The 22,094-nt window shown below is 69.8% G+C and carries 21 protein-coding genes; 2 read left to right on the forward strand and 19 right to left on the reverse strand.

The features are described from left to right. Position 1: 1 nt before the first annotated feature. From hisI to pyrR, 18 genes are all read right to left on the reverse strand, one after another. The gene (hisI, locus tag ACFWHT_RS07570) at positions 2–379 is read right to left on the reverse strand and encodes a phosphoribosyl-AMP cyclohydrolase (protein ID WP_378826962.1); all 378 of its coding nucleotides are present in this window, start codon (positions 377–379) and stop codon (positions 2–4) included. Next, the gene (gene hisF / locus ACFWHT_RS07575) at positions 376–1,137 is read right to left on the reverse strand and encodes an imidazole glycerol phosphate synthase subunit HisF (RefSeq protein WP_378826964.1); all 762 of its coding nucleotides are present in this window, start codon (positions 1,135–1,137) and stop codon (positions 376–378) included. The genes hisI and hisF overlap by 4 nt, the downstream gene beginning before the upstream one ends. Beyond that, the gene (gene hisG / locus ACFWHT_RS07580) at positions 1,137–1,979 is read right to left on the reverse strand and encodes an ATP phosphoribosyltransferase (RefSeq protein ID WP_378826966.1); all 843 of its coding nucleotides are present in this window, start codon (positions 1,977–1,979) and stop codon (positions 1,137–1,139) included. Before hisG ends, hisF begins: the two co-directional genes overlap by 1 nt. A gap of 38 nt (positions 1,980–2,017) precedes the next feature. After that, positions 2,018–2,281 carry a phosphoribosyl-ATP diphosphatase gene (locus ACFWHT_RS07585; RefSeq protein ID WP_378826968.1) on the reverse strand — a complete coding sequence of 88 codons (264 nt, stop codon included), beginning with the start codon at positions 2,279–2,281 and terminating at the stop codon, positions 2,018–2,020. Further along, positions 2,278–2,958 carry a ribulose-phosphate 3-epimerase gene (gene rpe / locus ACFWHT_RS07590; RefSeq protein WP_378826970.1) on the reverse strand — a complete coding sequence of 227 codons (681 nt, stop codon included), beginning with the start codon at positions 2,956–2,958 and terminating at the stop codon, positions 2,278–2,280. Before rpe ends, ACFWHT_RS07585 begins: the two co-directional genes overlap by 4 nt. Before the next feature lie 3 nt (positions 2,959–2,961). Next, positions 2,962–4,359 carry an RsmB/NOP family class I SAM-dependent RNA methyltransferase gene (locus ACFWHT_RS07595; RefSeq protein ID WP_378826972.1) on the reverse strand — a complete coding sequence of 466 codons (1,398 nt, stop codon included), beginning with the start codon at positions 4,357–4,359 and terminating at the stop codon, positions 2,962–2,964. Continuing rightward, complete coding sequence (fmt, locus tag ACFWHT_RS07600) at positions 4,356–5,276, reverse strand: methionyl-tRNA formyltransferase (RefSeq protein WP_378826974.1); 921 nt, start codon at positions 5,274–5,276, stop codon at positions 4,356–4,358. The genes ACFWHT_RS07595 and fmt overlap by 4 nt, the downstream gene beginning before the upstream one ends. A 27-nt stretch (positions 5,277–5,303) precedes the next feature. After that, positions 5,304–7,244: a primosomal protein N' gene (locus tag ACFWHT_RS07605; protein ID WP_378826976.1), complete on the reverse strand. Its 1,941-nt coding sequence runs from the start codon at positions 7,242–7,244 to the stop codon at positions 5,304–5,306. A gap of 7 nt (positions 7,245–7,251) precedes the next feature. Then, entirely contained in the window at positions 7,252–8,448 is a 1,197-nt protein-coding gene (metK, locus tag ACFWHT_RS07610) for a methionine adenosyltransferase (RefSeq protein WP_378826978.1), read from the reverse strand. A gap of 109 nt (positions 8,449–8,557) precedes the next feature. After that, positions 8,558–8,812 carry a DNA-directed RNA polymerase subunit omega gene (rpoZ, locus tag ACFWHT_RS07615; RefSeq protein ID WP_378826981.1) on the reverse strand — a complete coding sequence of 85 codons (255 nt, stop codon included), beginning with the start codon at positions 8,810–8,812 and terminating at the stop codon, positions 8,558–8,560. A 96-nt stretch (positions 8,813–8,908) separates the two neighbouring features. Next, on the reverse strand, positions 8,909–9,817 hold the full coding sequence (gene gmk / locus ACFWHT_RS07620) for a guanylate kinase (RefSeq protein WP_378826984.1): 909 nt from the start codon (positions 9,815–9,817) through the stop codon (positions 8,909–8,911). Further along, the gene (gene pyrF / locus ACFWHT_RS07625; RefSeq protein ID WP_378826985.1) at positions 9,810–10,673 is read right to left on the reverse strand and encodes an orotidine-5'-phosphate decarboxylase; all 864 of its coding nucleotides are present in this window, start codon (positions 10,671–10,673) and stop codon (positions 9,810–9,812) included. The genes gmk and pyrF overlap by 8 nt, the downstream gene beginning before the upstream one ends. Continuing rightward, positions 10,670–13,957, reverse strand: a complete 3,288-nt coding sequence (carB, locus tag ACFWHT_RS07630) for a carbamoyl-phosphate synthase large subunit (RefSeq protein WP_378826988.1) — start codon at positions 13,955–13,957, stop codon at positions 10,670–10,672. The genes pyrF and carB overlap by 4 nt, the downstream gene beginning before the upstream one ends. Beyond that, on the reverse strand, positions 13,957–15,129 hold the full coding sequence (gene carA / locus ACFWHT_RS07635; protein WP_378826990.1) for a glutamine-hydrolyzing carbamoyl-phosphate synthase small subunit: 1,173 nt from the start codon (positions 15,127–15,129) through the stop codon (positions 13,957–13,959). The genes carB and carA overlap by 1 nt, the downstream gene beginning before the upstream one ends. Further along, positions 15,126–15,632, reverse strand: a complete 507-nt coding sequence (locus tag ACFWHT_RS07640; RefSeq protein ID WP_378826992.1) for a hypothetical protein — start codon at positions 15,630–15,632, stop codon at positions 15,126–15,128. The genes carA and ACFWHT_RS07640 overlap by 4 nt, the downstream gene beginning before the upstream one ends. Continuing rightward, positions 15,629–16,927, reverse strand: coding sequence for a dihydroorotase (locus tag ACFWHT_RS07645; RefSeq protein WP_378826994.1), 1,299 nt, complete (start codon positions 16,925–16,927; stop codon positions 15,629–15,631). Before ACFWHT_RS07645 ends, ACFWHT_RS07640 begins: the two co-directional genes overlap by 4 nt. Then, on the reverse strand, positions 16,924–17,889 hold the full coding sequence (locus ACFWHT_RS07650) for an aspartate carbamoyltransferase catalytic subunit (RefSeq protein ID WP_378826997.1): 966 nt from the start codon (positions 17,887–17,889) through the stop codon (positions 16,924–16,926). The genes ACFWHT_RS07645 and ACFWHT_RS07650 overlap by 4 nt, the downstream gene beginning before the upstream one ends. Further along, positions 17,886–18,416 (reverse strand): bifunctional pyr operon transcriptional regulator/uracil phosphoribosyltransferase PyrR, encoded by a 531-nt coding sequence (gene pyrR, locus ACFWHT_RS07655; RefSeq protein WP_378826999.1) that lies wholly within the window; start codon positions 18,414–18,416, stop codon positions 17,886–17,888. Before pyrR ends, ACFWHT_RS07650 begins: the two co-directional genes overlap by 4 nt. A 166-nt stretch (positions 18,417–18,582) precedes the next feature. Between pyrR and pip the strand changes: the two genes are divergently transcribed. Both pip and ACFWHT_RS07665 read left to right on the forward strand, forming a co-directional pair. Next, positions 18,583–19,521 carry a prolyl aminopeptidase gene (gene pip, locus ACFWHT_RS07660; protein ID WP_378827001.1) on the forward strand — a complete coding sequence of 313 codons (939 nt, stop codon included), beginning with the start codon at positions 18,583–18,585 and terminating at the stop codon, positions 19,519–19,521. Between the two features lie 35 nt (positions 19,522–19,556). Further along, the gene (locus ACFWHT_RS07665) at positions 19,557–20,447 is read left to right on the forward strand and encodes an NUDIX domain-containing protein (protein ID WP_378827003.1); all 891 of its coding nucleotides are present in this window, start codon (positions 19,557–19,559) and stop codon (positions 20,445–20,447) included. A gap of 30 nt (positions 20,448–20,477) precedes the next feature. Here the strand turns inward: ACFWHT_RS07665 and ACFWHT_RS07670 are convergent, their stop codons facing one another. After that, entirely contained in the window at positions 20,478–22,049 is a 1,572-nt protein-coding gene (locus ACFWHT_RS07670; RefSeq protein ID WP_378827005.1) for a Rieske 2Fe-2S domain-containing protein, read from the reverse strand. Positions 22,050–22,094 lie beyond the last annotated feature (45 nt).

A 22,094-nucleotide genomic window follows, 5' to 3' on the forward strand; every position in this document is an offset into this window, starting at 1 on the left:
GTCAGTCCTCCCCCGCCGCGACCAGTGCGAGGTCGCGGTCGTCGAAGCAGGTGCGCGTGCCGGTGTGGCAGGCGGGGCCGTGCTGGTCCACGCGGAGCAGGATGGTGTCGCCGTCGCAGTCGACCGCGACGCCGTGCACCTTCTGGGTGTTGCCCGAGGTGTCGCCTTTGCGCCAGTACTCCTGACGGGAGCGGGACCAGTACACGGCTCGCCCGCCGGTCAGCGTGCGCCTCAGCGCCTCTGCGTCCATCCAGGCGAGCATGAGCACCTCGCGGGTGTCGAACTGCTGGACGACGACGGGAGCGAGCCCGTCGTCGTTCCAGGCGACACGGGCGATGTCCGACTCGACGCCGGAGGCTCTGCTGTCGGCGCCGGTCATCGCACGACCACCCCCGCCGCGGTCAGGGACTTCTTGACGTCGCCCACCGTCAGCTGGCCGCTGTGGAAGACGCTCGCGGCGAGCACGGCATCCGCCCCCGCTGCGATCGCCGGGGCGAAGTGCTCCGCCGAGCCGGCGCCGCCGGAGGCGATCACGGGCACCGCGGCGACCTCGCGCATGAGCCGTACGAGCTCGAGATCGAACCCGTCCTTGGTGCCGTCGGCGTCGATCGAGTTCACGAGCAGTTCGCCCGCACCCCGCTCGATCGCCTCACGCGCCCAGTCCAGCGCGTCGAGCGAGGTCTCGGTGCGACCTCCGTGGGTCGTGACGACGAAGCCGGAAAGCGCGGCCGGCGAGCGCTTGACATCCAGGGAGAGCACGAGCACCTGGGCGCCGAACCTGTCGGCGATCTCGTCGATGAGCTCGGGCCGGGCGATGGCGGCGGAGTTCACGCCCACCTTGTCCGCACCGACGGAGAGGAGCCTCGCGACGTCCTCGACGCTGCGCACTCCCCCGCCGACGGTGAGTGGCACGAAGACCTGCTCGGCCGTGCGCTGCACGACGTCGTAGGTGGTCGCGCGCGCGTCGACGGTGGCGGTGACGTCCAGGAAGGTGATCTCATCCGCGCCCTGTGCCGCGTAATGCGCGGCGAGCTCCACGGGGTCGCCCATGTCGCGCAGGTCCTTGAAGTTCACACCCTTGACGACGCGTCCTGCGGCGACGTCGAGGCACGGGATCACACGGGCCGCGATGGACATCACAGCCTCGCCGCGTGAATCGCGGTGACGAGGATGGCGCGGGCGCCGAGGGCGTACAGCTCGTCCATCACCCGGTTCATGCCGCGGCGCGGGATCATCACGCGAACCGCGACCCACCCGGCGTCGCGCAACGGCGAGATCGTCGCGGACTCGCGGCCGGGAGAGATCCTCACCGCCTGGTCGACCAGCTCTTCCGGCAGGTCGTAGTCCAGCAGCACGTACTGGCGCGCCACCATCACACCGCGGAGCCTGCGCAACAGGGTGTCGGTGCCGTCGGCATCGCCCGGACGACTGATCAGCACGGCCTCGGACTCGATGATCACCGGGCCGAAGATCTCCAGACCCGCCTGTCGCAGCGTCGTGCCGGTCTCGACGACGTCGGCGATCACGTCGGCGACGCCCAGACGCACGGCGGATTCGACCGCGCCGTCCAGCGGCACCAGCACCGCCTCGACGCCACGTTCGCGCAGGAAGTCGTCTACGAGGCCGGGGTACGCCGAGGCGACGCGCACACCGTTCAGCTCCTCGACGGTGCTGTATCTGCCGGGAGGGCCTGCGAAGCGGAAGGTGGAGCGGGCGAAGCCGAGACTCTCGATCTCACGAGCGTCCTCCTGGCGGACATCCCGCAGCAGGTCTCGGCCGGTGATGCCCACGTCGAGGGCCCCGGAGGCGACGTAGGTGGCGATGTCGCGCGGACGCAGGAAGAAGAACTCGACGTCATTGTCGGCGTCGATGACGTGCAGGGTCTTGGAGTCGCGACGGCCGGCGTAGCCGGCCTCCGCGAGCATCTCGGCGGCGGTCTCGGAGAGCGAGCCCTTGTTCGGTACGGCGATGCGGAGCATGGATGTCTTTCGGATCGAACGGTCTGGTCGGGACGCGTTCACAGATGTCGGTAGACGTCCTCCAGGCTCAGTCCCTTGGCGAGCATCATCACCTGCAGGTGGTAGAGCAGCTGCGAGATCTCCTCGGCAGCGGCATCCGTCGATTCGTACTCAGCGGCCATCCACACCTCGGCGGCCTCTTCGACGATCTTCTTGCCGATCGCATGCACGCCCCGGTCCAGCTGAGCGACCGTGCCGGAGTCCTCGGGACGGGTCTCTGCGGTGCGCTGGAGCTCGGCGAACAGCTCGTCGAATGTCTTCACGATTCCAGGCTAGCCGCTCGGGCGAGCTGCCGGAGACGGGTGACGGCCGCCTCGACGTCGTCGGCGCCGTAGACGGCCGAGCCCGCGACGAAGGTGTCGGCGCCGGCCTCCGCCGCCTGCGCGATGGTGGTGTCCGAGATGCCGCCATCGACCTGCAGCCACACATCGGATCCGCGTCGGCGCGCCTCGTCGCGCAGAGCGCGCAGCTTCGGCATGGTCTCGGGCATGAAGCCCTGTCCGCCGAATCCGGGCTCCACCGTCATGACGAGGATCTGATCGAACTCGTCGAGGAGCTCGTACAGCGCCTCGCCGTCCGTGCCCGGCTTGATGGCGATGCCCGCCCTCGCGCCCCTGTCGCGCAGCTGCCGCGCGAGCGTCACGGGATCGGCGGCCGCCTCCAGATGGAAGGTGACGCTGGCCGCGCCCAGCTCGGCGTACCCGGGTGCCCAGCGGTCGGGGTCGGCGATCATCAGGTGCACATCGAGCGGGATGGGGCTGGTGGCCTGGATGCGCTCGACCATCTGCGGTCCGAAGGTGAGGTTCGGCACGAAGTGGTTGTCCATCACGTCGACGTGGGCGAAATCGGCCGTGGCGATGCGGGCGAGCTCGGTCTGCATGTTCACGAAGTCGGCCGCGAGGATGCTCGGGTTGATGCGCGGTGCGTCGGGGAGGATCATTGCTCAGCCTTCCGGGGATGTGCGCTGCAGCAGCGCGAGGAACATGGCATCGGTGCCGTGGCGGTGCGGCCACAGCTGCACCCGGCGGGATGAGCCGTCGACTGCGGAGGCCAGATCGATCGGCGAGACGGCCACGCGCCGCACGACGGTCTGCGCGTCGAGCTCGGTGAGATCGTCCCGCCGTCGGAGCACCTCCTCGACGACACCCGAGGTCTCGGCGAGGTGCGGGGAGCAGGTGACATAGGCGACCACGCCGCCGGGTACGAGAGCGTCGACGGCGGCGTCGAGCAGCTGCGTCTGCAGCTCGACCAGCTCCGCCACGTCGGCCGGCGACTTCCGCCACCGCGCCTCGGGGCGCCGTCGCAAAGCGCCCAGGCCGGTGCACGGCGCGTCCACGAGGATCCGGTCGAAGGTCGCCGGATGCTCCGCTGCGAAGGAGCGCCCGTCCAGCTCGTGCACCGGGACGTCGGCGGGCAGGGGACGCACGGCGTTGCGGACGAGACCCGCGCGGGCGGCGACCACTTCGTTCGCCTCGATCGACGCGCCACCGCGATGTGCCACCGCGGCCAGCAGGGCCGTCTTGCCTCCGGGGCCCGAGCACAGGTCCAGCCAGCGCTCCCCCGCGCGCACCGGCGCGACCTCCGCCAGAGCCAGCGCGACGAGCTGGGAGCCCTCGTCCTGCACGCGGATCGCCCCCGCCGCGGACGCGATGACCTGCCGCGGGTCTCCCCCCGGCGACGCGAAGGCGGTCGGCGCGTACGGGCGCGCCGGTTCTCCGGGCTCGGCGAGCCCGGGAAGCGCGACGAGCGTGACCTCGGGTGAGACGTTGTCGGCGCGGAGCAGGTCGTCCAGCTCGCCCGCACGGCCCTCGGCGGCCAGCGCGCGACGCAGCGCCCGGATCACCCACACGGGATGCGCAGTGCGCAGCGCGAGTCGTTCGTCATCGGAGCGGGCGCCGCTCTCGATGCGCTCCTGCCAGACGTCCGCCGAGTCGCGCCCGATACGGCGCAGCACGGCATTCGCGAACCCCGAGGCGCCGCGTCCGACCTCCGAAGCGACGAGATTGACCGACTCGTTGACGGCCGCATGCGCCGCCACCCGGGTGGCCAGCAGCTGGTGGGCGCCCAGGCGCAGGGCGTCGAGCACCGCGGGATCGATGTCGCTCACGGGGCGGCCGGCCGCCTCAGCGATGATCGCGTCGTACGTGCCCCGCCGGCGAAGCGTGCCGTAGGCGAGCTCGGTGGACAGAGCGGCGTCCTGCGCGTCGAGCCCGGCCTCGACGATGAGCTTGGGAAGCAGCAGGTTCGCGTAGGCGTCGTCATCCGACACGGCGCGCAGCACGTCGTACGCGACCCAGCGGGCGGGCTGGATGCCCCGCTTCCCCTGGCCGGGCGCAGTCACGATCCGGCCCTCACGCCCGGGTCCGCCCGCATGCCGCGCCACCAGTCGGCGGCGTTCATGGCGCCCTTGCCGGCGGGCTGCACGCGGGTCACCTCCAGCGATCCGTCCGCGCAGGCGATGAACACCGACGACTTCGATCCGGTCAGCATCCCGGGCGCGACGCCCGGGGCATCGGGTGCAGGCGTCGCCGCGAGGATCTTCAGACGTGCACCGTCGATCGTCGTGTGGGCGCCGGGCTCGGGGGTGACCCCGCGGTAGCGGGCGTAGACGGCCGACAGCGGCTGCGTCCAGTCCAGCGCCCCGTCCTGCAGTACGAGCTTGGGGGCGAGCGACGGGCTCCCGCTCTGAGGTGTCGCGGTGGCCGTCCCCGCGGCGATGCCGGCGACGACCTCCCCGGTGAGCGCCGCTCCGTCGGCGGCGAGTACGTCGAGCGCGATGTCCGCGGTGGCGTCGCCGGGCACGGCGACCGTGCGCATCGCGAAGACGTCACCCGCATCGAGCTCGGGGACGAGCCGGAACACGCTCACGCCGAGCGCGGCGTCTGCGGCGATGAGAGCGCGCTGCACGGGGGCGGCGCCGCGCCAGGCGGGCAGCAGGGAGAAGTGCAGGTTGATCCAGCCGTGATGCGGGGCCGACAGCAGAGGTTCGCGAACGATCCCGCCGTAGGCGACGATCACGCCGAGTTCGGCGTGCAGCGCCGAGATGCGCCGGGTCGCCTCGTCGTCGAGCCGCGCCGCCTTGATCACGGGCAGCCCGAGGCGCTCCGCCTCGTCGGCGACGGGCGAAGGGGTGAGATCCCGCTTGCGCCCGAGGGGCGCGTCCGGTCGGGTGACGACCGCCGCGATCTCGTGCTGCGCGGCCAGTGCGCGCAGGGTCGGGACGGCGACGGCGGGGGTGCCTGCGAAGACGAGGCGCATGAAGGTTCTCCGGTCGGTGATGGCTGATCAGATCTCTGGTTCGAGGATATCGAGATGCACGGAGAGCGAGGCCCGGGGCCCGCCCCGTCCGCGGCGGTTCTTGGCGGCGTCGGCGACCACGGCTGCGCGCAGACTCGCCGCCACGGCCGCGCCCGACGCGTAGCCGAAGCGCACGAGCGCGCGCACGCGTCCGTCGTCTCCGACCGGCAGCGGGCCGAGCACGGCATCGCCGGTCACCCCGTGAGGGGCGACGGCGTCGAGCGCGCTGCGCACGGATGCCGGCAGCCCCTCGATCTGCGCCACCCGCGCGGTGGGCGGCATGTGCAGCGGAAGACGCGAATCGAGCTCGCTGCGCGCATAGGCGGCAGGTGACCAGGTCGCCAGCGCGCGCGCCACGGGTCCGTTCACGCCGACCAGATGGATCGGCGCACCCGGCGCCGCCAGAGCCGCGGCGTTCGCCCACCAGCGCAGGCACGACTCCGCGATGCGCAGCTCCGGTGCCTGCAGCATCCGCGCTCCGTCGAGCAGGATCACCGCCCGGTAGCCGCCGTCGGCGAGAGGTTCCGCACCGCGGGTCGCGACGACGAGTGCCGGTCTGGCCTCGACGCGCTGCACCGGATGCGCGCCATCCGACACGATCACGCGCACGCCGGGAAACGCCCGGCCCAGCTCGTCGGCGGTGCGCTCCGTGCCCGAGGACGCCAGGCGCACCTGGTCGGATGAGCATTCCGTGCACCGCCACCGGTTCGCCGAGCGACCGCACCACCCGCACACCGGCACAGCGCCCCGGCGGCGCGCGCCGAGGGGACCTCCGCAGTGTGTGCAGCGGGCGGGTGCACGGCACCCCGCGCACACGAGCGTCGGCGCGAAGCCCGGCCGTGCCACCTGCACGAGCACCGGGCCCTCGGCTGTCGCCGCGCGCGCGGCGGCGAAGGCACTGGACGGCACTCGCTGCCCGGTCTGCTCGAGCTCCTGCGGGGTGCTCAGCCGCACCTGGGGCAGCACGCGGCGCAGCGCCGTGATGTCCCGCAGCCAGCCGTGCTGGACGAGGCGCTCGGCGTCGGTGGACCGGGTGTGCCCCACGAGCAGAAGGGCGCTCCCCTCCAGCTCCTGCCGGACGAGCGCGGCGTCACGGGCGTGCACGTACGGTGCGAGCTGTTCTGCGAGCAGGGGGTCGCCGTCGTCCCAGATGGCGACGAGCGCGGCGCGCACCGGTGAGTACACGGCGGAGCGATTGCCGACGACGATGCACGGAACGTCGCTGAGGGTGCGCAGGAATGCGCGATATCGGTCGGGATTGGACTGACGGGCATCGTGCCGCACCACCGAAGCCTCGTCGACCATCGTCTGCAGGGCGGCGAGAAGCAGCTCCTGATCGCGGTAGTCGGGCACGACCAGGATGCTGGAGCGGCCCTCGGCGAGCTGTACAGCCGCGGCGGAGGCCAGCAGCGTCGCCCACGCGGGCTGGTCGCCGTACTGCACGGGCACCGCCTCGACGGCCGCACGCCCGCAATCGGCGAGCACCGATTCCAGTCCCTCGTATCCGGAGAGCACCTCCCTCGCACGTGCGACGGCCTCAGCGGTCGGCGTCGGCGCGTCTTCCGGGGGCACCCACGTCTTCTCGACGCGCACCTGGCGCTTGGGGATCGCCAGACGGAGGATGTCGGAGGCGGAGCCGGCGGCCCGGTCCGCCGTCCGCCGGGCGAGGCGGTAGAGCCTGTCGGGAAGCACCTCGACTGCGGACACGACGCTGTCGATCTCGGAGAGGGGACGACGGGCATCCGGCTCCTCGGCGATCTCCACGACGTATCCGTCGATCACCCGCCCGGCGGTGCGCAGCGGCGCCTTGATCCGCACGCCAGGACGCACCTCGCCCACCTCGTCGGGCAGTGCATAGTCGAACAGCCGGTCCAGCTGCGGAAGCGGAGAGTCGATGAGCACACGCGCGATGCGGCGCGCCGGGGCCATCTCGGCCTCAGACGCCGGCAGCGCGGCGCAGCTCTTCGGCGCGGTTCGTGCGCTCCCAGGTGAAGTCGGGCAGCTCACGGCCGAAATGCCCGTATGCCGCGGTCTGCGCGTAGATCGGACGCAGCAGGTCCAGTTCCTCGATGATCGCCTGCGGACGAAGATCGAACACCTCGTCGATGGCGCGGGTGATCACGTCCTCGGCGACGGCGCCCGTGCCGAAGGTCTCGACATAGAGCCCGACCGGACGGGCCACGCCGATCGCGTAGGCCACCTGAACCTCCGCCCGCCGGGCCAGACCCGCGGCGACGACGTTCTTGGCGACCCAGCGCATCGCGTACGCGCCCGAGCGGTCCACCTTCGAGGGGTCCTTGCCGCTGAACGCGCCGCCGCCGTGGCGGGCTGCTCCGCCGTACGTGTCGATGATGATCTTGCGGCCTGTGAGACCCGCATCGCCCTTGGGGCCGCCCGTGACGAACGGACCGGCCGGGTTGATGTAGTACTTCAGGTCGTCCGCCAGGTCGAGGCCGGTCTGCTCGAGCACCGGATCGATGACCTTCTCGCGCACCAGCGCCTTGAGCTCGTCCTGAGAGATGTCGGGGTGGTGCTGCGTGGAGAGCACGACCGCGTCGACGGTCTTCGGCGTGAAGCCGTCGTAGCCGAGCGTCACCTGGGTCTTGCCGTCCGGACGCAGGAACGCGAGCTCGCCCGAGCGGCGGACCTCGGTGAGGCGCTCGGCGATGCGGTGCGCCGTCCACGCGGCCATCGGCATGAGCTGAGGGGTCTCGTCGGTCGCGAAACCGAACATGATCCCCTGGTCGCCTGCACCGAGCTCGTCGCGCGGGTCGGTGGAGCTGCCGTCGCGATGCTCCTGCGCCTGGTCGACGCCGTGCGCGATGTCGGTGGACTGCTCACCGACCGAGATGCTGACACCGCAGGAGGAGCCGTCGAAGCCGGTGTCGCTCGAGGTGTAGCCGATCCCGTTGACGACGTCGCGCACGATCGTGGGAATGTCCACGTATCCCTCGGTGCGGATCTCACCGGCCACATGCACGAGCCCGGTGGTGACGAGGGTCTCGACGGCCACGCGCGAGTCGCGGTCGACGCTGAGGAGACCGTCGAGGATGCTGTCGGAGATCTGGTCGCAGATCTTGTCGGGGTGTCCCTCGGTGACGGACTCGGACGTGAACAGGCGCAGCGCGCTCATCGGTGCTCCAAAGCGAGAAGTTCGGGCGGAGCCGGGGCCGGCTCGACGCCAGTGTGCAGGAAGCCGCCGACATCCGGGTGCGGACGTCGGCGGCTCACGGTGCGAAGGGTCACTCGGCGTGACGGATGCGAAGCTTGTCTTCGTTGATCTCGTGCAGCGCGATGGTAAGCGGCTTGTCCTCGACGGACGAGTCCACCAGCGGCCCGACGTTGTCGAAGAGGTTGCCCTCGTGCAGGTCGGAGTAGTAGTCGTTGATCTGACGCGCGCGCTTGGACGCGTAGATCACCAGCTCGTACTTCGACTCGACCCGCTCGAGCAGGTTGTCGATGGGCGGGTCGATGATGCCCTGGTTGCTTCCGGCCATGGTGGACCTCCTGGTCAGGCGGCGGTGCCGTGGTGTCACGACGTGCCGCGAAGTCGGTGGATGGGGACGCGCGCTCTGGACGGGCTCAGGAACCGGTCAGCGCGCAGGACCCGAAGACAATTCTACGACCTCCCGCGCCGCCGTGGCGACGTCGGCGTTCACGACGAGGTAATCGAACTCGTTCTGGGCTGCGAGCTCGGTGCGGGCGGTGCGCAGCCGCCGCGCCCGCTCCTCCGCATCCTCGGTGCCGCGACCCACCAGCCGATGCACCAGCTCATCCCACGAAGGCGGGAGCAGGAACACCAGCGTGGCCGACGGCTCGGCACGGCGCACCTGCCGCGCACCCTGCAGGTCGATCTCCAGCAGCACGGTCCTGCCCTCGGCCAGCGCGGCGTCGACGGGACCGCGCGGGGTGCCATAGCGATGCCGATTGTGCACGACGGCGTACTCGAGCAGCTGACCCTCGGCGACCAGGCGATCGAACTCGGAGTCGTCGACGAAGTAGTAGTGCACGCCGTCGATCTCTCCCGGACGCGGTGCCCGGGTGGTCGCCGACACGGACAGGTGGATCTCGGGGTGCCGTTCGCGGATGTGCGCGGCCACCGTGCCCTTGCCGACGGCGGTGGGACCGGCCAGGACGAGCAGCCGGCTGCGACCGGGGCGCGGCGTGTGCGGCGGGAACCGCTCGTCGAGCCATTCCGACAGCGCCGCCAGCTGACGCACGCCCAGTCCGCCGAGACGTTTGACCGGGGAGATGCTCAGCTCATCGAGCACGCGGTCGCGCTTGCCGGCGCCGATGGCCGGCAGCGCCATGAGGAAATCGGTGACGCGCATGGTGGCGGCATCCGAGTCCGCGTCCCGCGTCGCCTGCTGCAGCACCGCCTGCGGCGCGAGCACGCGCGTGGTGAGATCCCGCTTGAGCGCTGCGCGCGCCCGCCGGCGCTCGAGTGCGCGCCGCGAGGCGGCGGCCCGGTCGACATCGGGGACGGCTCGACCCTCAGCCACGAAGCACCTCCTGGTAGCGCTCGGCGCGTTCGGCGATGGCGGATGCGATGCGGGCCGGTCCCGCTCCGAGCACGCTGCGGCTCTCGCTCGCGAGAACCTGCCCGGCGACCGCACCGAAGCGCAGGACCAGATCGTCCGGCTCGGCGCCCTGAGCGCCGAATCCGGGAGCGAGGATCGGCGTGCCCGCGAGCGCCTCGTCGCCGAGTCCGAGCTCCGCGCGGTCGACCGTTGCCCCGATCACCACGCCGACCGGTCCCAACCCGCCGTCGAACGCGGTCGAACCGTTGACCCAGGTCACGTCACGCGCCACACGGTTCGCGACCGTCTGATCCTCACCGGAGCCCACGTCGACGGTGCGTGCGGTCTGCAGGGCCGCGGCCTCCGGGTTGCTCGTCGCCGCCAGCACGAACACCCCCTTGCCGGCGCGCACCGCCGCGGTGAGCGTCTCGCGCAGGGACTCGGGCCCGAGGTACGGGCTGACCGTGACGGCGTCCGACTCCAGCGGCGAGCCGGGCTCGAGCCAGGCCGAGGTGTACCCGGCCATGGTCGAGCCGATGTCGCCGCGCTTGGCGTCGGCGACCACGAGCAGGCCTGCTGCACGGGCGGCCGAGAGGACATCCTCCAGGGCTGCGAAGCCCTTCGAGCCGAAGCGCTCGAAGAAGGCCACCTGCGGCTTCACCACGCCGACGCGACCCGCAGCGGCGTCGACGACGGCGAGGCCGAAGGACCGCAGCCCCTCGGCATCCTGCGTCAGACCCCAGCGGTCGAGCAGCTGTGCGTGAGGGTCGATCCCCACGCACAGCGGGCCGTGCGCATCCAGGGCGGCTCGCAGACGCGCCCCGAAGGAGAGCGTCACTGCGAATCCCGCCGATCCAGGGCGTACTCCTGCAGGCTGCGCACCGCGAAGCCCGCGTCTGCCGCTCCCATCCCACTGACGGCCGCGCCGAGCACCGCGATGGTGGTGAACAGTGCCTTGTCAGCCGCGACCGCAGCGGCACGGATCTCGTAGCCGTCCGCCCGGGCGGCGCCACCGCTGGGCGTGTTGACGATGATGTCGATCTCGCCGTCGTTGATCAGATCGACGACGTTGCGCTCGCCTTCGCCGCGCGCATCGCTGTACTTCGCGACGACGGTCACATCGATGCCGTTGCGGCTCAGGATCTCGGCCGTCCCCTCGGTGGCCACCAGTGAGAAGCCGAGCTCCTGCAGTCGGTGCGCAGGCAGGATGACCGCGCGCTTGTCCGCGTCCGCCACCGACATGAACACCGTGCCGGAGGTGGGCATCCCACCGTAGGCGGCGGCCTGGCTCTTCGCGAACGCGGTCGGGAAGTCGCGGTCGATGCCCATGACCTCGCCCGTGGAGCGCATCTCGGGCCCGAGCACGGAATCGACGACCTTGCCGTCGTGGGTGCGGAACCGCTTGAAGGGAAGCACGGCCTCCTTGACGGCGATCGGCGCGCCCAGCGGCACACGCGACCCGTCCTGTGCGGGCAGCATGCCCTCGGCGATCAGCTCGGCGATCGTGGCGCCGGCCATGAGACGGCTGGCGGCTTTCGCCAGCGGGATGCCGAGCGCCTTAGAGACGAAGGGCACGGTGCGGCTCGCACGGGGATTCGCCTCGATCACGTACAGCACGCCGGCGCTGATCGCGAACTGCACGTTGAGCAGGCCGCGCACTCCCACACCACGGGCGATCGCGAGCGTCGCCTCGCGCACCCGGTCGACATCGCTGCGCCCGAGCGAGACGGGAGGCAGGGTGCAGCTGGAGTCGCCGGAGTGGATGCCGGCCTCCTCCAGATGCTCCATGACGCCGCCGATGTACAGGTCCGACCCGTCGTAGAGGGCGTCGACGTCGAGCTCGATGGCATCGTCGAGGAAGCGGTCGACGAGGAGGGGCTTGCCCTCCTCGATGATCACCTGGCCCGCGGTGCGCACGAAGTAGTCGCGCAGCGACGCGGTGTCGTAGACGATCTCCATGCCGCGCCCGCCCAGCACGAAGCTCGGCCGCACCAGCACCGGGTAGCCGATCTCCTCGGCGATCCGCACCGCACCGTCGACGTCGATCGCGGTGCCGTTGCGCGGTGCGACGAGGCCTGCGTCGTCGAGCAGACGCGAGAACAGCTCGCGCTCTTCAGCCAGGTCGATCGCGGCGGGGCTTGTGCCGAGCACCGCGTAGCCGGCCGCCTCGATGCCCTTCGCCAGGCCCAGCGGGGTCTGACCGCCCAGCTGGCAGACGACGCCGAGGATCTTCCCGCTGCGCGCCTCGGCGTCGAGCACCTCGAGCACGTCCTCGAGGGTGAGCGGCTCGAAGTACAGCCGGTCCGAGGTGTCGTAGTCGGTCGAGACCGTCTCGGGATTGCAGTTGACCATGATCGTCTCGAAACCGGCATCCGACAACGCGAACGAGGCGTGCACGCACGAGTAGTCGAACTCGACGCCCTGGCCGATGCGGTTCGGGCCGGAGCCGATGATGACCACCTTGGTGCGGTCCGAGGCGGCGATCTCGGTCTCGAGGTCGTAGCTGGAGTAGTGGTACGGGGTGAGCGCGGGGAACTCCCCCGCGCAGGTGTCCACCGTCTTGAACACGGGGCGCACGTCCAGGTCGTGCCGGATGCCGCGCACCTCCGCCTCGTCGATTCCGCGCAGCTGAGCGAGCTGGGCGTCGGAGAATCCGTGCTCCTTGGCGTACCGCAGCGTCGCCGCGTCGAGCTCGCCCGCCTGGGCGACGACGTCGGCGACCTCGTTGATGAGCACGATCTGGTCGAGGAACCACGGGTCGATCGCCGTCGCATCGAACGCCTGCTCGATGGTCGCGCCCTTGCGCAGCGCCTGCTGCAGCACGACGATCCGGCCATCGGTCGGGGTCTTCGCCACCTCGAGCAGCTGCTCGAGCGAGCGCGGCTCGTCACCCCAGTGGAAGGAGGAGCCGCGCTGCTCCAGGGAGCGCAGCGCCTTCTGCAGAGCCGTGGTGAAGTTGCGGCCGATCGCCATCGCCTCCCCGACCGACTTCATGGTGGTGGTGAGCGTCGCATCCGCCGCCGGGAACTTCTCGAACGCGAAACGCGGGACCTTCACGACCACGTAGTCGAGCGTCGGCTCGAAGCTGGCCGGGGTGACACCGGTGATGTCGTTGGGGATCTCGTCGAGCCGGTAGCCCAGAGCGAGCTTGGCCGCGAGCTTGGCGATCGGGAATCCCGTCGCCTTCGACGCCAGCGCGGACGAACGGGAGACCCGGGGGTTCATCTCGATGACGATGATCCGGCCGTTCGTCGGATCGACGGCGAACTGGATGTTGCAGCCGCCCGTGTCGACCCCCACCGCGCGGATGATGTCGATCGAGATGTCGCGCATCTTCTGGTACTCGCGGTCGGTGAGCGTGAGCGCCGGTGCGACGGTGATCGAGTCTCCGGTGTGGACGCCGACCGGGTCGACGTTCTCGATGGAGCAGACGACGACCGTGTTGTCGGCCGTGTCGCGCATGAGCTCGAGCTCGTACTCCTTCCAGCCGAGGATGGACTCCTCCAGGAGCACCTCGTGCGTGGGCGAGTCGTGCAGACCCGCACCCGCGATACGGCGCAGGTCGTTCTCGTCGTACGCGAAGCCGGAGCCGAGTCCGCCCATCGTGAACGACGGGCGCACGACCAGGGGGTACCCGAGCTCTTCGGCACCCGCCAGGACCTCGTCCATCGTGTGGCAGATGCGAGAGGCCGCGACGTCCGCGCCCGCCTCGATGACGAGCTCCTTGAAGATCTGGCGGTCCTCGCCCTTGCGGATCGCGTCCACCTTCGCGCCGATCAGCTCGACGTCGTACTTCTCCAGGATGCCGCGCTCGTGCAGTGCCATGGCCGCGTTGAGCGCTGTCTGCCCGCCCAGGGTCGGCAGGATGGCATCCGGCTTCTCCTTGGCGATGATCGTCTCGATCACCTCGGGGGTGATCGGCTCGATGTAGGTGGCGTCGGCAAAGTCGGGATCGGTCATGATCGTCGCCGGATTGGAGTTCACGAGGATGACGCGCACGCCCTCCTCACGCAGCACGCGGCACGCCTGCGTGCCCGAGTAGTCGAATTCGCAGGCCTGGCCGATCACGATCGGCCCCGATCCGATGACCAGGACGGAGTTGATGTCGTCGCGCTTGGGCATTACTTGGCGTCCTTCTCAGCGATGTCTGCGATGACCAGGTCGCGGAACCTGGCGAAGAGGTAGTGGGCGTCGTGGGGCCCGGCCGCGGCCTCCGGGTGGTACTGCACCGAGAACGCGGGGATGTCGTGCGCCCGCAGCCCCTCGACGACCCGGTCGTTCAGACCGACGTGGCTGACCTCGATCGAGCCGTAGCCGTGCGGGCTGTCGAAGCTGCCCTCGACGGGGGCGTCGACGGCGAAGCCGTGATTGTGGGCGGTGATCTCGACCCGGCCGGTGACCTTGTCGAGCACGGGCTGGTTGATCCCGCGGTGCCCGAAGGTGAGCTTGTAGGTGCTCAGTCCCAGGGCGCGGCCGAAGAGCTGGTTGCCGAAGCAGATGCCGAAGTAGGGCAGGCGGGCATCGAGCACCTCGCGGAGCACGGCGACCTGCACGTCGGATGCGGAGGGGTCGCCGGGGCCGTTGGAGTAGAACACGGCGACCGGGTCCACCGCGCGGATGTCCTCGAAGCTCGCGGACTGCGGGAGCACGTGGACGTCGAACCCGAGACCGGCGAGGTTGTCGAGCGTGGACTGCTTGACACCGAGGTCGAGCACGGCGAGGTTGCCGATGCGCTCCGCGGCGGCCGGGATCACCCGGGCCTCGGTCACCGACACCGATGCCGAGAGGTTCTGGCCCGCCATCTCGGGCGCCGCGGTCACACGACGCAGCTGCTCCTCTGCGGGGAGGTCGGCGTCGGCACCGGAGAAGATCCCGCCGCGCATCGATCCCGTGTCGCGGATGCGCCGGGTGAGGGCTCGCGTGTCGATCCCGCTGATCCCGACGATGCCGTCGCGCACCAGCGCGTCGTCGAGTGATTCCTCGGCGCGCCAGTTGGAGACCCGGCGTGCGGGATCGCGCACGATGTAGCCGGCGACCCAGATGCGACCGGATTCGTCGTCCTCGCGGTTCATGCCGGTGTTGCCGATGTGCGGTGCGGTCTGCAGCACGATCTGGCCGGCGTAGGAAGGATCGGTCAGCGTCTCCTGGTACCCCGACATGCCGGTGGCGAAGACCACCTCGCCGAGCGTGGTGCCGATGGCGCCGTAGGCCCGTCCGGTGAGGCGTGTGCCGTCCTCGAGCACGAGCACGGCGCTTGTCAGCGGGGAGCGGTTCCCCGTGGTGGTGGCAGTCAAGACTGTTCTCCGTTCTCCGAAGCGGCGCACAGGCGCTCGAGCTCCGGAAGGATCTGCTGCGGCCCGATGGATGCCAGGCGCAGGTAGGTGTCAACGATGGTGCCGTCGGCCACTCGCCACACGAGGCGAATGAGACCGTTCGGCTCCACGACGCGATCGATGGTCACGGTCGCGCGGTCGGCCGCGATGAGCCGGGAGGAGGCGAGGAAGACGGTGGGTGAGCCGTCGAGGCTGAGCGCGACTCCCCTGTCGGTGAGCACGAGCTCGCCACGTGCGCGGTACGCCAGCGGCTGAACGGCGACGCGTTCGAGCGGCTGGTCGTGCGCGGTCGTGGCGACGTACAGCACTTCGTGCCGTGCGCTCACCGTGGCGTGCTCGGGAACGCCGAGCGGCGCCGTCAGGCCGGAATCGCGCCGGAGTCGTCGTCGCCAGCCGAGGAACATCGCCAGCAGGACGAGCGCTGCGACGGCGGCGATGATCAGTGCCGCTCCTTCGCGCGTCACGCGAGGTCCTCGACGAGAGCGCCGTCCTCGAGTGTGACGACACCGCCGTGGATCGTCCACTGCACGCGACCGGGAAGCTCCCGCCCGAGGTAGGGCGAGTTGTGGCTGCGGCCGAGCAGGTCCGCCTCGGTGAACACGCCGGCGACGTTCGCGTCGTAGAGCGTGACATGCGCGGGCCGGCCGACCTCGAGAGCGCCGAAACCCTCCAGCTGTCCGATTCTGGCGGGAGTCGCACTGAGCACGCGGGCGACATCGGCCCAGTCGAGCAATCCGGTGCTGACCATCGACTCGTGCACGACCCGCAGGGCGCTCTCCAGTCCGACCATGCCGTTCGCGGCGGCCTGCCACTCGCAGGCCTTGTTCTCGGCAGGATGAGGCGCGTGGTCCGTCGCGACGATGTCGATCGTGCCGTCGGCCAGGCCCTCGCGCACGGCGAGCACGTCCTCCCGGGTGCGCAGCGGCGGGTTCACCTTGTAGCGGGCGTCGTAATCGCGGATGAGGTCGTCGGTGAGCAGCAGGTGATGCGGGGTGACCTCCGCCGTGACCCGGATGCCCCGCTTCTTGGCCCAGCGGATGATGTCGACCGAGCCCGCGGTGGAGAGATGGCACACGTGCAGCCGGGAGCCGACGTGCTCGGCGAGCAGCACGTCACGGGCGATGATCGACTCCTCGGCGACCGCGGGCCAGCCTGCCAGGCCCAGCTCGGCCGAGACCACGCCCTCGTTCATCTGGGCGCCCTCGGTGAGCCGCGGGTCCTGCGCGTGCTGGGCGATCACGCCGCCGAAGGATTTCACGTACTCCAGCGCGCGGCGCATGATGAGCGGGTCCCATACGCAGAAGCCGTCGTCGCTGAAGACCCGCACACGTGCGCGCGATCCGGCCATCGCGCCCAGCTCGGCGAGGCGCTCGCCCTTCTGCCCGACGGTGACGGCGCCGATCGGCTGGACTGTGGCGTAGCCGGCGGCCTCGCCGAGAGCGAGCTCCTGCTCGACGACGCCGGCCGTGTCCGCGACCGGCTGGGTGTTGGGCATGGCGAACACGGCGGTGAAGCCGCCGGACGCCGCGGCCCGCGTGCCCGACAGCACGGTCTCGGAGGCCTCGAATCCGGGCTCGCGCAGATGGGTGTGCAGGTCGACGAGGCCCGGCAGGGCGACGAGGCCGGCGGCATCGACGACACGAGCGCCGGAGCGGCTCAGGCCCGAGCCGATCTCGGCGATGATGCCGTCCTGGATCACGATGTCTGCGCTCTCGCGCCCGAGAAGCTGGACTCCTGTGATGACGAGGGCCTGGCTCATCTCACTTCCCCTCGTTCGTCGTTCCGCTCTCCTGCCAGAAGCAGGTAGAGCACTGCCATGCGCACCGACACCCCATTGGTGACCTGCTCGAGCACGGTGGATCGTGGCGAGTCGGCGGCTTCGGATGAGATCTCCAGGCCGCGGTTCATCGGGCCGGGGTGCATGACAATGCTACCCTCCGGCAGAGCCGCAGCCCGCAATGCGTCCAGTCCCCAGAGGCGCGAATACTCCCGCTCAGTAGGGAAATACGCGGCGTGCATGCGCTCGGCCTGGATGCGCAGCATCATGACCGCGTCCGGGCCTTCGGCGAGGGCCGCATCGAGGTCGTACAGCACCCGCACCGGCCACTGCGTGACGTTCTGCGGGACGAGGGTGGGCGGGGTGACCAGCGTGACCTCCGCGCCCAGCGTCGACAGCAGCCACACGTTCGAGCGGGCGACGCGCGAGTGCAGCACGTCGCCGACGATCACCACGCGCAGGCCGGCGAGGTCGCGTCCGCGGCTTTCCGCGGCGAAGCGGCGCTTGCGGATCGTGAAGGCGTCCAGCAGCGCCTGGGTGGGGTGCTCGTGCGTGCCGTCGCCGGCGTTGACGACGCCGGCCGAGATCCAGCCGCTCGTGGCGAGGGTGCGCGGTGCGCCGGATCCGGGGTGACGGACGACCACGGCATCCGCACCCATCGCCTGCAGGGTCTGTGCGGTGTCCTTCAGGCTCTCGCCCTTGGAGACGCTCGAGCCCTTCGCGGAGAAGTTGATCACATCGGCGGAGAGCCGCTTGGCGGCGGCCTCGAACGAGATCCGCGTGCGCGTGGAATCCTCGAAGAACAGGTTCACCACGGTCTTGCCCAGCAGGGTCGGCAGCTTCTTCACCTGACGGGACTGCGTGTCGGACATGTCCTCGGCGACGTCGAGGATCTGCAGGGCGGTCGCGCGGTCGAGGCTGCGGGTGTCGAGCAGGTGCCTCATGACTCGATCGTCACCTCCTCGGTGCCGTCGAGCTCCCGCAGACGCACATTGACGCGCTCGGCACTGGCGGACGGGATGTTCTTGCCGACGAAGTCGGGACGGATCGGCAACTCGCGGTGCCCACGATCGACGAGGATCGCCAGCCGCACGACCGCAGGTCGGCCGATCGACTGGATGGCGTCGAGCGCGGCACGGATGCTGCGACCGGAGAAGAGCACGTCGTCGACGAGCACCACGGTTCTGCCGTCGATGCCGCCGGCAGGGATCTCCGTTCGCTTGGGCGAGCGGGTCGGATGCTGCGACAGATCATCGCGGTACAGCGTGATGTCCAGCGAGCCGACGGGGATCGGCTTGCCCGCGATCTCGGAGACCACCGAGCCGAGACGCTCAGCCAGGGTGACCCCGCGGGTGGGAATGCCGAGAAGGACGAGTCCTTCCGCACCGCGATTCGATTCGAGGATCTCGTGGGCGATGCGCGTCAGAGCGCGCGCTATATCGGCTTCCTGCAGCACGGTGCGTGCAGACAATGGCCACTTCCCTTCTCCGCCTCACGGGACGGTGTTAAAGGTGGTGATGGATCCATTGTAGCCAGACGGGACCCGGCGCCACGATGACTCCGATTGTGTATGCGGTGTCGTCCATGCCACGCAGAGTGGCCCCGGACTCGGACATCGAGACGCATAGGATGCGGATGTGTACCCGCGTGTAGAGCCCTTCCGGACCGGTCGTCTCGCCCGACCCGATGGCGCTGAGCTGTACTGGGAACTCTCCGGCAACCCGCATGGACGTCCGGCGTTGTATCTGCACGGGGGGCCTGGTGGTGGGCTGCGCCGTGGAGGATACCGGCGCAGGTTCGATCCGGAGAAGTATCTGATCGTCGGATTCGACCAGCGTGGATGCGGGAGGAGCACGCCCTGGGCGATGGATGACCTGGACGGACTGACCGGGAACACCACCCAGGCGCAGATCGCCGACATCGAAGCGTTACGCGAGGTGCTCGGGGTCGATCAATGGCTCATGCACGGGGTGTCATGGGGATCGACGCTCGCGCTCGCCTATGCACTGGAGCGCCCAGACCGTGTCTCGGAGATCATCAACGTGGCGGTGACAACCGGCAGCCGCGAAGAGATTGATTGGCTCACCGAAGGTGTGGGCCGGATCTTCCCTGAAGCGTGGGAGAGGTTCGCCGCGCCTGCTGGCGACCGGCGCATTGTCGACGTCTACGCCGAGATGCTGCGCGATCCTTCTTCGTCCGTCCGCCGTGCGGCTGCATCTGCCTGGGATACCTGGGAGTCGACGCACATCTCGCTCGACCCGGAGTGGATGCCTGGGCCATTGCATCACGACCCTCGCGACCAGCAGAATTTCGCACTGCTGGTCAGCCACTACTGGTCGAACGACTGCTTCCTCACCGGCTCCCAGCGCATTCTGGACCGCGCACCTGAGCTCGCCGGGATCCCGGGCGTGCTCATCCACGGCCGCCGAGACGTGAGCGGCCCCGCCGGTACGGCATGGGAGCTGCACAGGCGGTGGCCGGGGAGTTCGCTGCACATCGCCGAGGACGAAGGACATGGCGGCCCGAAGCAGATGCAGCTCGTCGCAGACACGACCGATGGGTTCGTGCAACGATGAGCCCGCGGCGCCGCCTGACGCTTTTGCGACACGCGATGCCGGAGGTCGTTGTGTCGGCACCGCCGAGTGCGTGGCGACTCAGCGCCGAAGGAACCGCCGACGCATCCGCGCTGATGATCGACGCCACGACGGCGGTATCGAGCCCCGAGACGAAGGCGGTGCAGACGGCCGCGCTTGCGCTGCATGTCGACGCGGCGGCGATCATCCAAGACATGCGCTTCCGTGAGGTCGACCGTGAGGAGCAGGTGCACTACGGGTTTCGCGAAGCGCGCCGGGCATGGGTGTCCGGCCGACTGGACGCGCGGCACGACGGCTGGGAAACACCGGATGCCGCAGCGCACCGCTTTCATATGGGACTGCTCGCCCATTCTGCCGACCATCTCATCGTCGGCACGCACGGCATGGTGCTGACGGCCTGGATGGTGTCGATGGGGCTCGTCGCTGCGGGAGATGCCGCGGTCGGCTTCTGGGAGGGTCTGGGATTCCCGGATGTCATCGACCTCGACATCCCGCTCCCTCGCGTTCGTGCGGTGCTGACGGATGCCGAGGGCCGATACCTCGTGATCAAGCGCACGCGCCCCGGGCAGGCCCCCTACTGGACAGCGCCCGGCGGTGGCGTCGCGCTAACGGATGCGTCGATCGAGGATGCCTTACAGCGGGAGCTCCGCGAGGAGCTGGGCGCTGAGGCGGAGATCGGACAGGTGCTGTTCGAGCGGATGATCGACGGCATCCGCTCCGAGATCTTCTGCAGTGTGCGGCTGATCGGCATGGACCTGTCGCTCCGCAGCGGCCCGGAGCTCGCCGATCCGACCCGCGGCACGTATGACGTCGAGTTCGTCGCTCGCTCCCAGGTATCAGGGCTCGATCTCCGGCCCGTCGAGCTCAAGCGGCGGATCCTGGCCGATTCTTCGGCTACCTACCGCTGACAATCGGCCAACCGGAGAGCCCCCTGGCGATCAGCCGGCGCGCAGCGCCTCGTCGGTGACCGGGTCGACCTTGGCCGCGCGGATCGGGTGGCCCGTGGTCGTCAGGCACTTGCCCGTCTTCAGGTCCCACTTCCAGTCGTGCATGCTGCAGGTGAGCACGCCGTCCTCGATCTTCCCGGTGCGGGTCAGATCGGCGCGCAGGTGCGGGCAGCGGCGCTGGACCACCCAGTCGCCGATCTCGGCGTCCTCGGTCTGGTCTGTCTGCTCCTGGTACCAGTTCTCGACGTACTCGATGCGGTCGACCGACAGGCACTTGAGGAACGTGGTCAGGAACTCGTTGAACTTGCCGCTGCGGCCCACGGAGAACTGCATCGACAGGAAGATCGAGTTCGACCAGTCGATCTCGTGGTCGCGGATGTTCGTCGAGACCAGGTCGGCGGGGATCGTGTACCAGTAGATGCACTCCTCCCCCGCGTACTCGCGCACCTTGGCCTTCGGGAAGTCGACGACCAGGTCCAGCTCGCCGATCCGGAACCGCACGTTGCCGCCCACGCCCAGCCGGATCGTGCGCGACTTCTTCAGCAGCGGCTCCCACCAGGTCTTGATGGCCTCGAGCATCTCGGCCGGCGGGATGATGTCGGCGCGCGTGGCCTCCTCGTCGCGGATCTCCTGCTGGCGCGAGGCCTTCTGCTCCTCCAGGTACTCCCACTTCTCGTCGAAGATGTGGTCGATCTCCGCCTCGGTGTAGAGGCTCTGGGTGACCGTCATCTCGCCGTGGTTCATCTCGACGACGGTGCCCGGCACGAACAGCCGGCCGTCGTACTGCGGCGCCTGCTCCTTGAGGTGAGCGAGGAACTCCTTCTGATCCGTGAAGATCGAGTCGTCGTCCTGGCCGGTGCCGTTGTAGCGGAACAGCTCCTCGCGCAGGAACATGGGCGGTCCCGCCATCGGGAACACGTGCGGAGCGTCGACCTTCTCGATGTAGTACATCGCACGCTTGTTCTGCGCCTCGCGCTTGAGCCGGGCGAACTTCTGCTTGGCGTCCTGCGGCAGGTCGTACACCATCGGCCACCAGATCGCGCCGGAGACCTGCGTGAAGTACGCCTCAGGCTTGCCGAACGACATCAGCGCCTCAAGGTCGAGAGGGTGCGAATCGTTCTGGTTCAGGATGGATGCGGTGCCGTCGTCGACGCTGAGCGAGGAGTCGCCGATCGGGCCGTCGCTGGGCGCGCGCAGCGGCGTGATCATCATCTTCGCGCCGCCGCGCTCGAAGACCTCTCCCGCGGGCGCGTAGAAGATGTTGGTGTAGCCCAGAGCGCGGATGTCGTTCTCGAGGTCGTCGGTGACGTACTCGGGGAGCAGGACCTCGATGTCCTTGCGGATGTACCGCTCCAGCAGGCGCGGATCGAAGTGGTCGCGGTGACGGTGAGAGATGTAGAGGAAGTCCGCTTCGCGTCCGAGGCGCTCCCAGTCGAGTCCGCGGTTGTCGGGGAACGGGAACCAGGATCCGAAGAACGACGGGCCGAGAACGGGATCGCAGATGATGTTCCCGCCGACCGTCTCGATGAACATCCCGGCGTGGCCGAGTCCCGTGATCCGCATGTCTCTCCTCCTGCTTGGGCAGTGTCGATTCTACCGAGCGGATGC

The organism is Microbacterium sp. NPDC058342, from assembly GCF_042723935.1.
Taxonomy (GTDB): Bacteria; Actinomycetota; Actinomycetes; order Actinomycetales; family Microbacteriaceae; genus Microbacterium.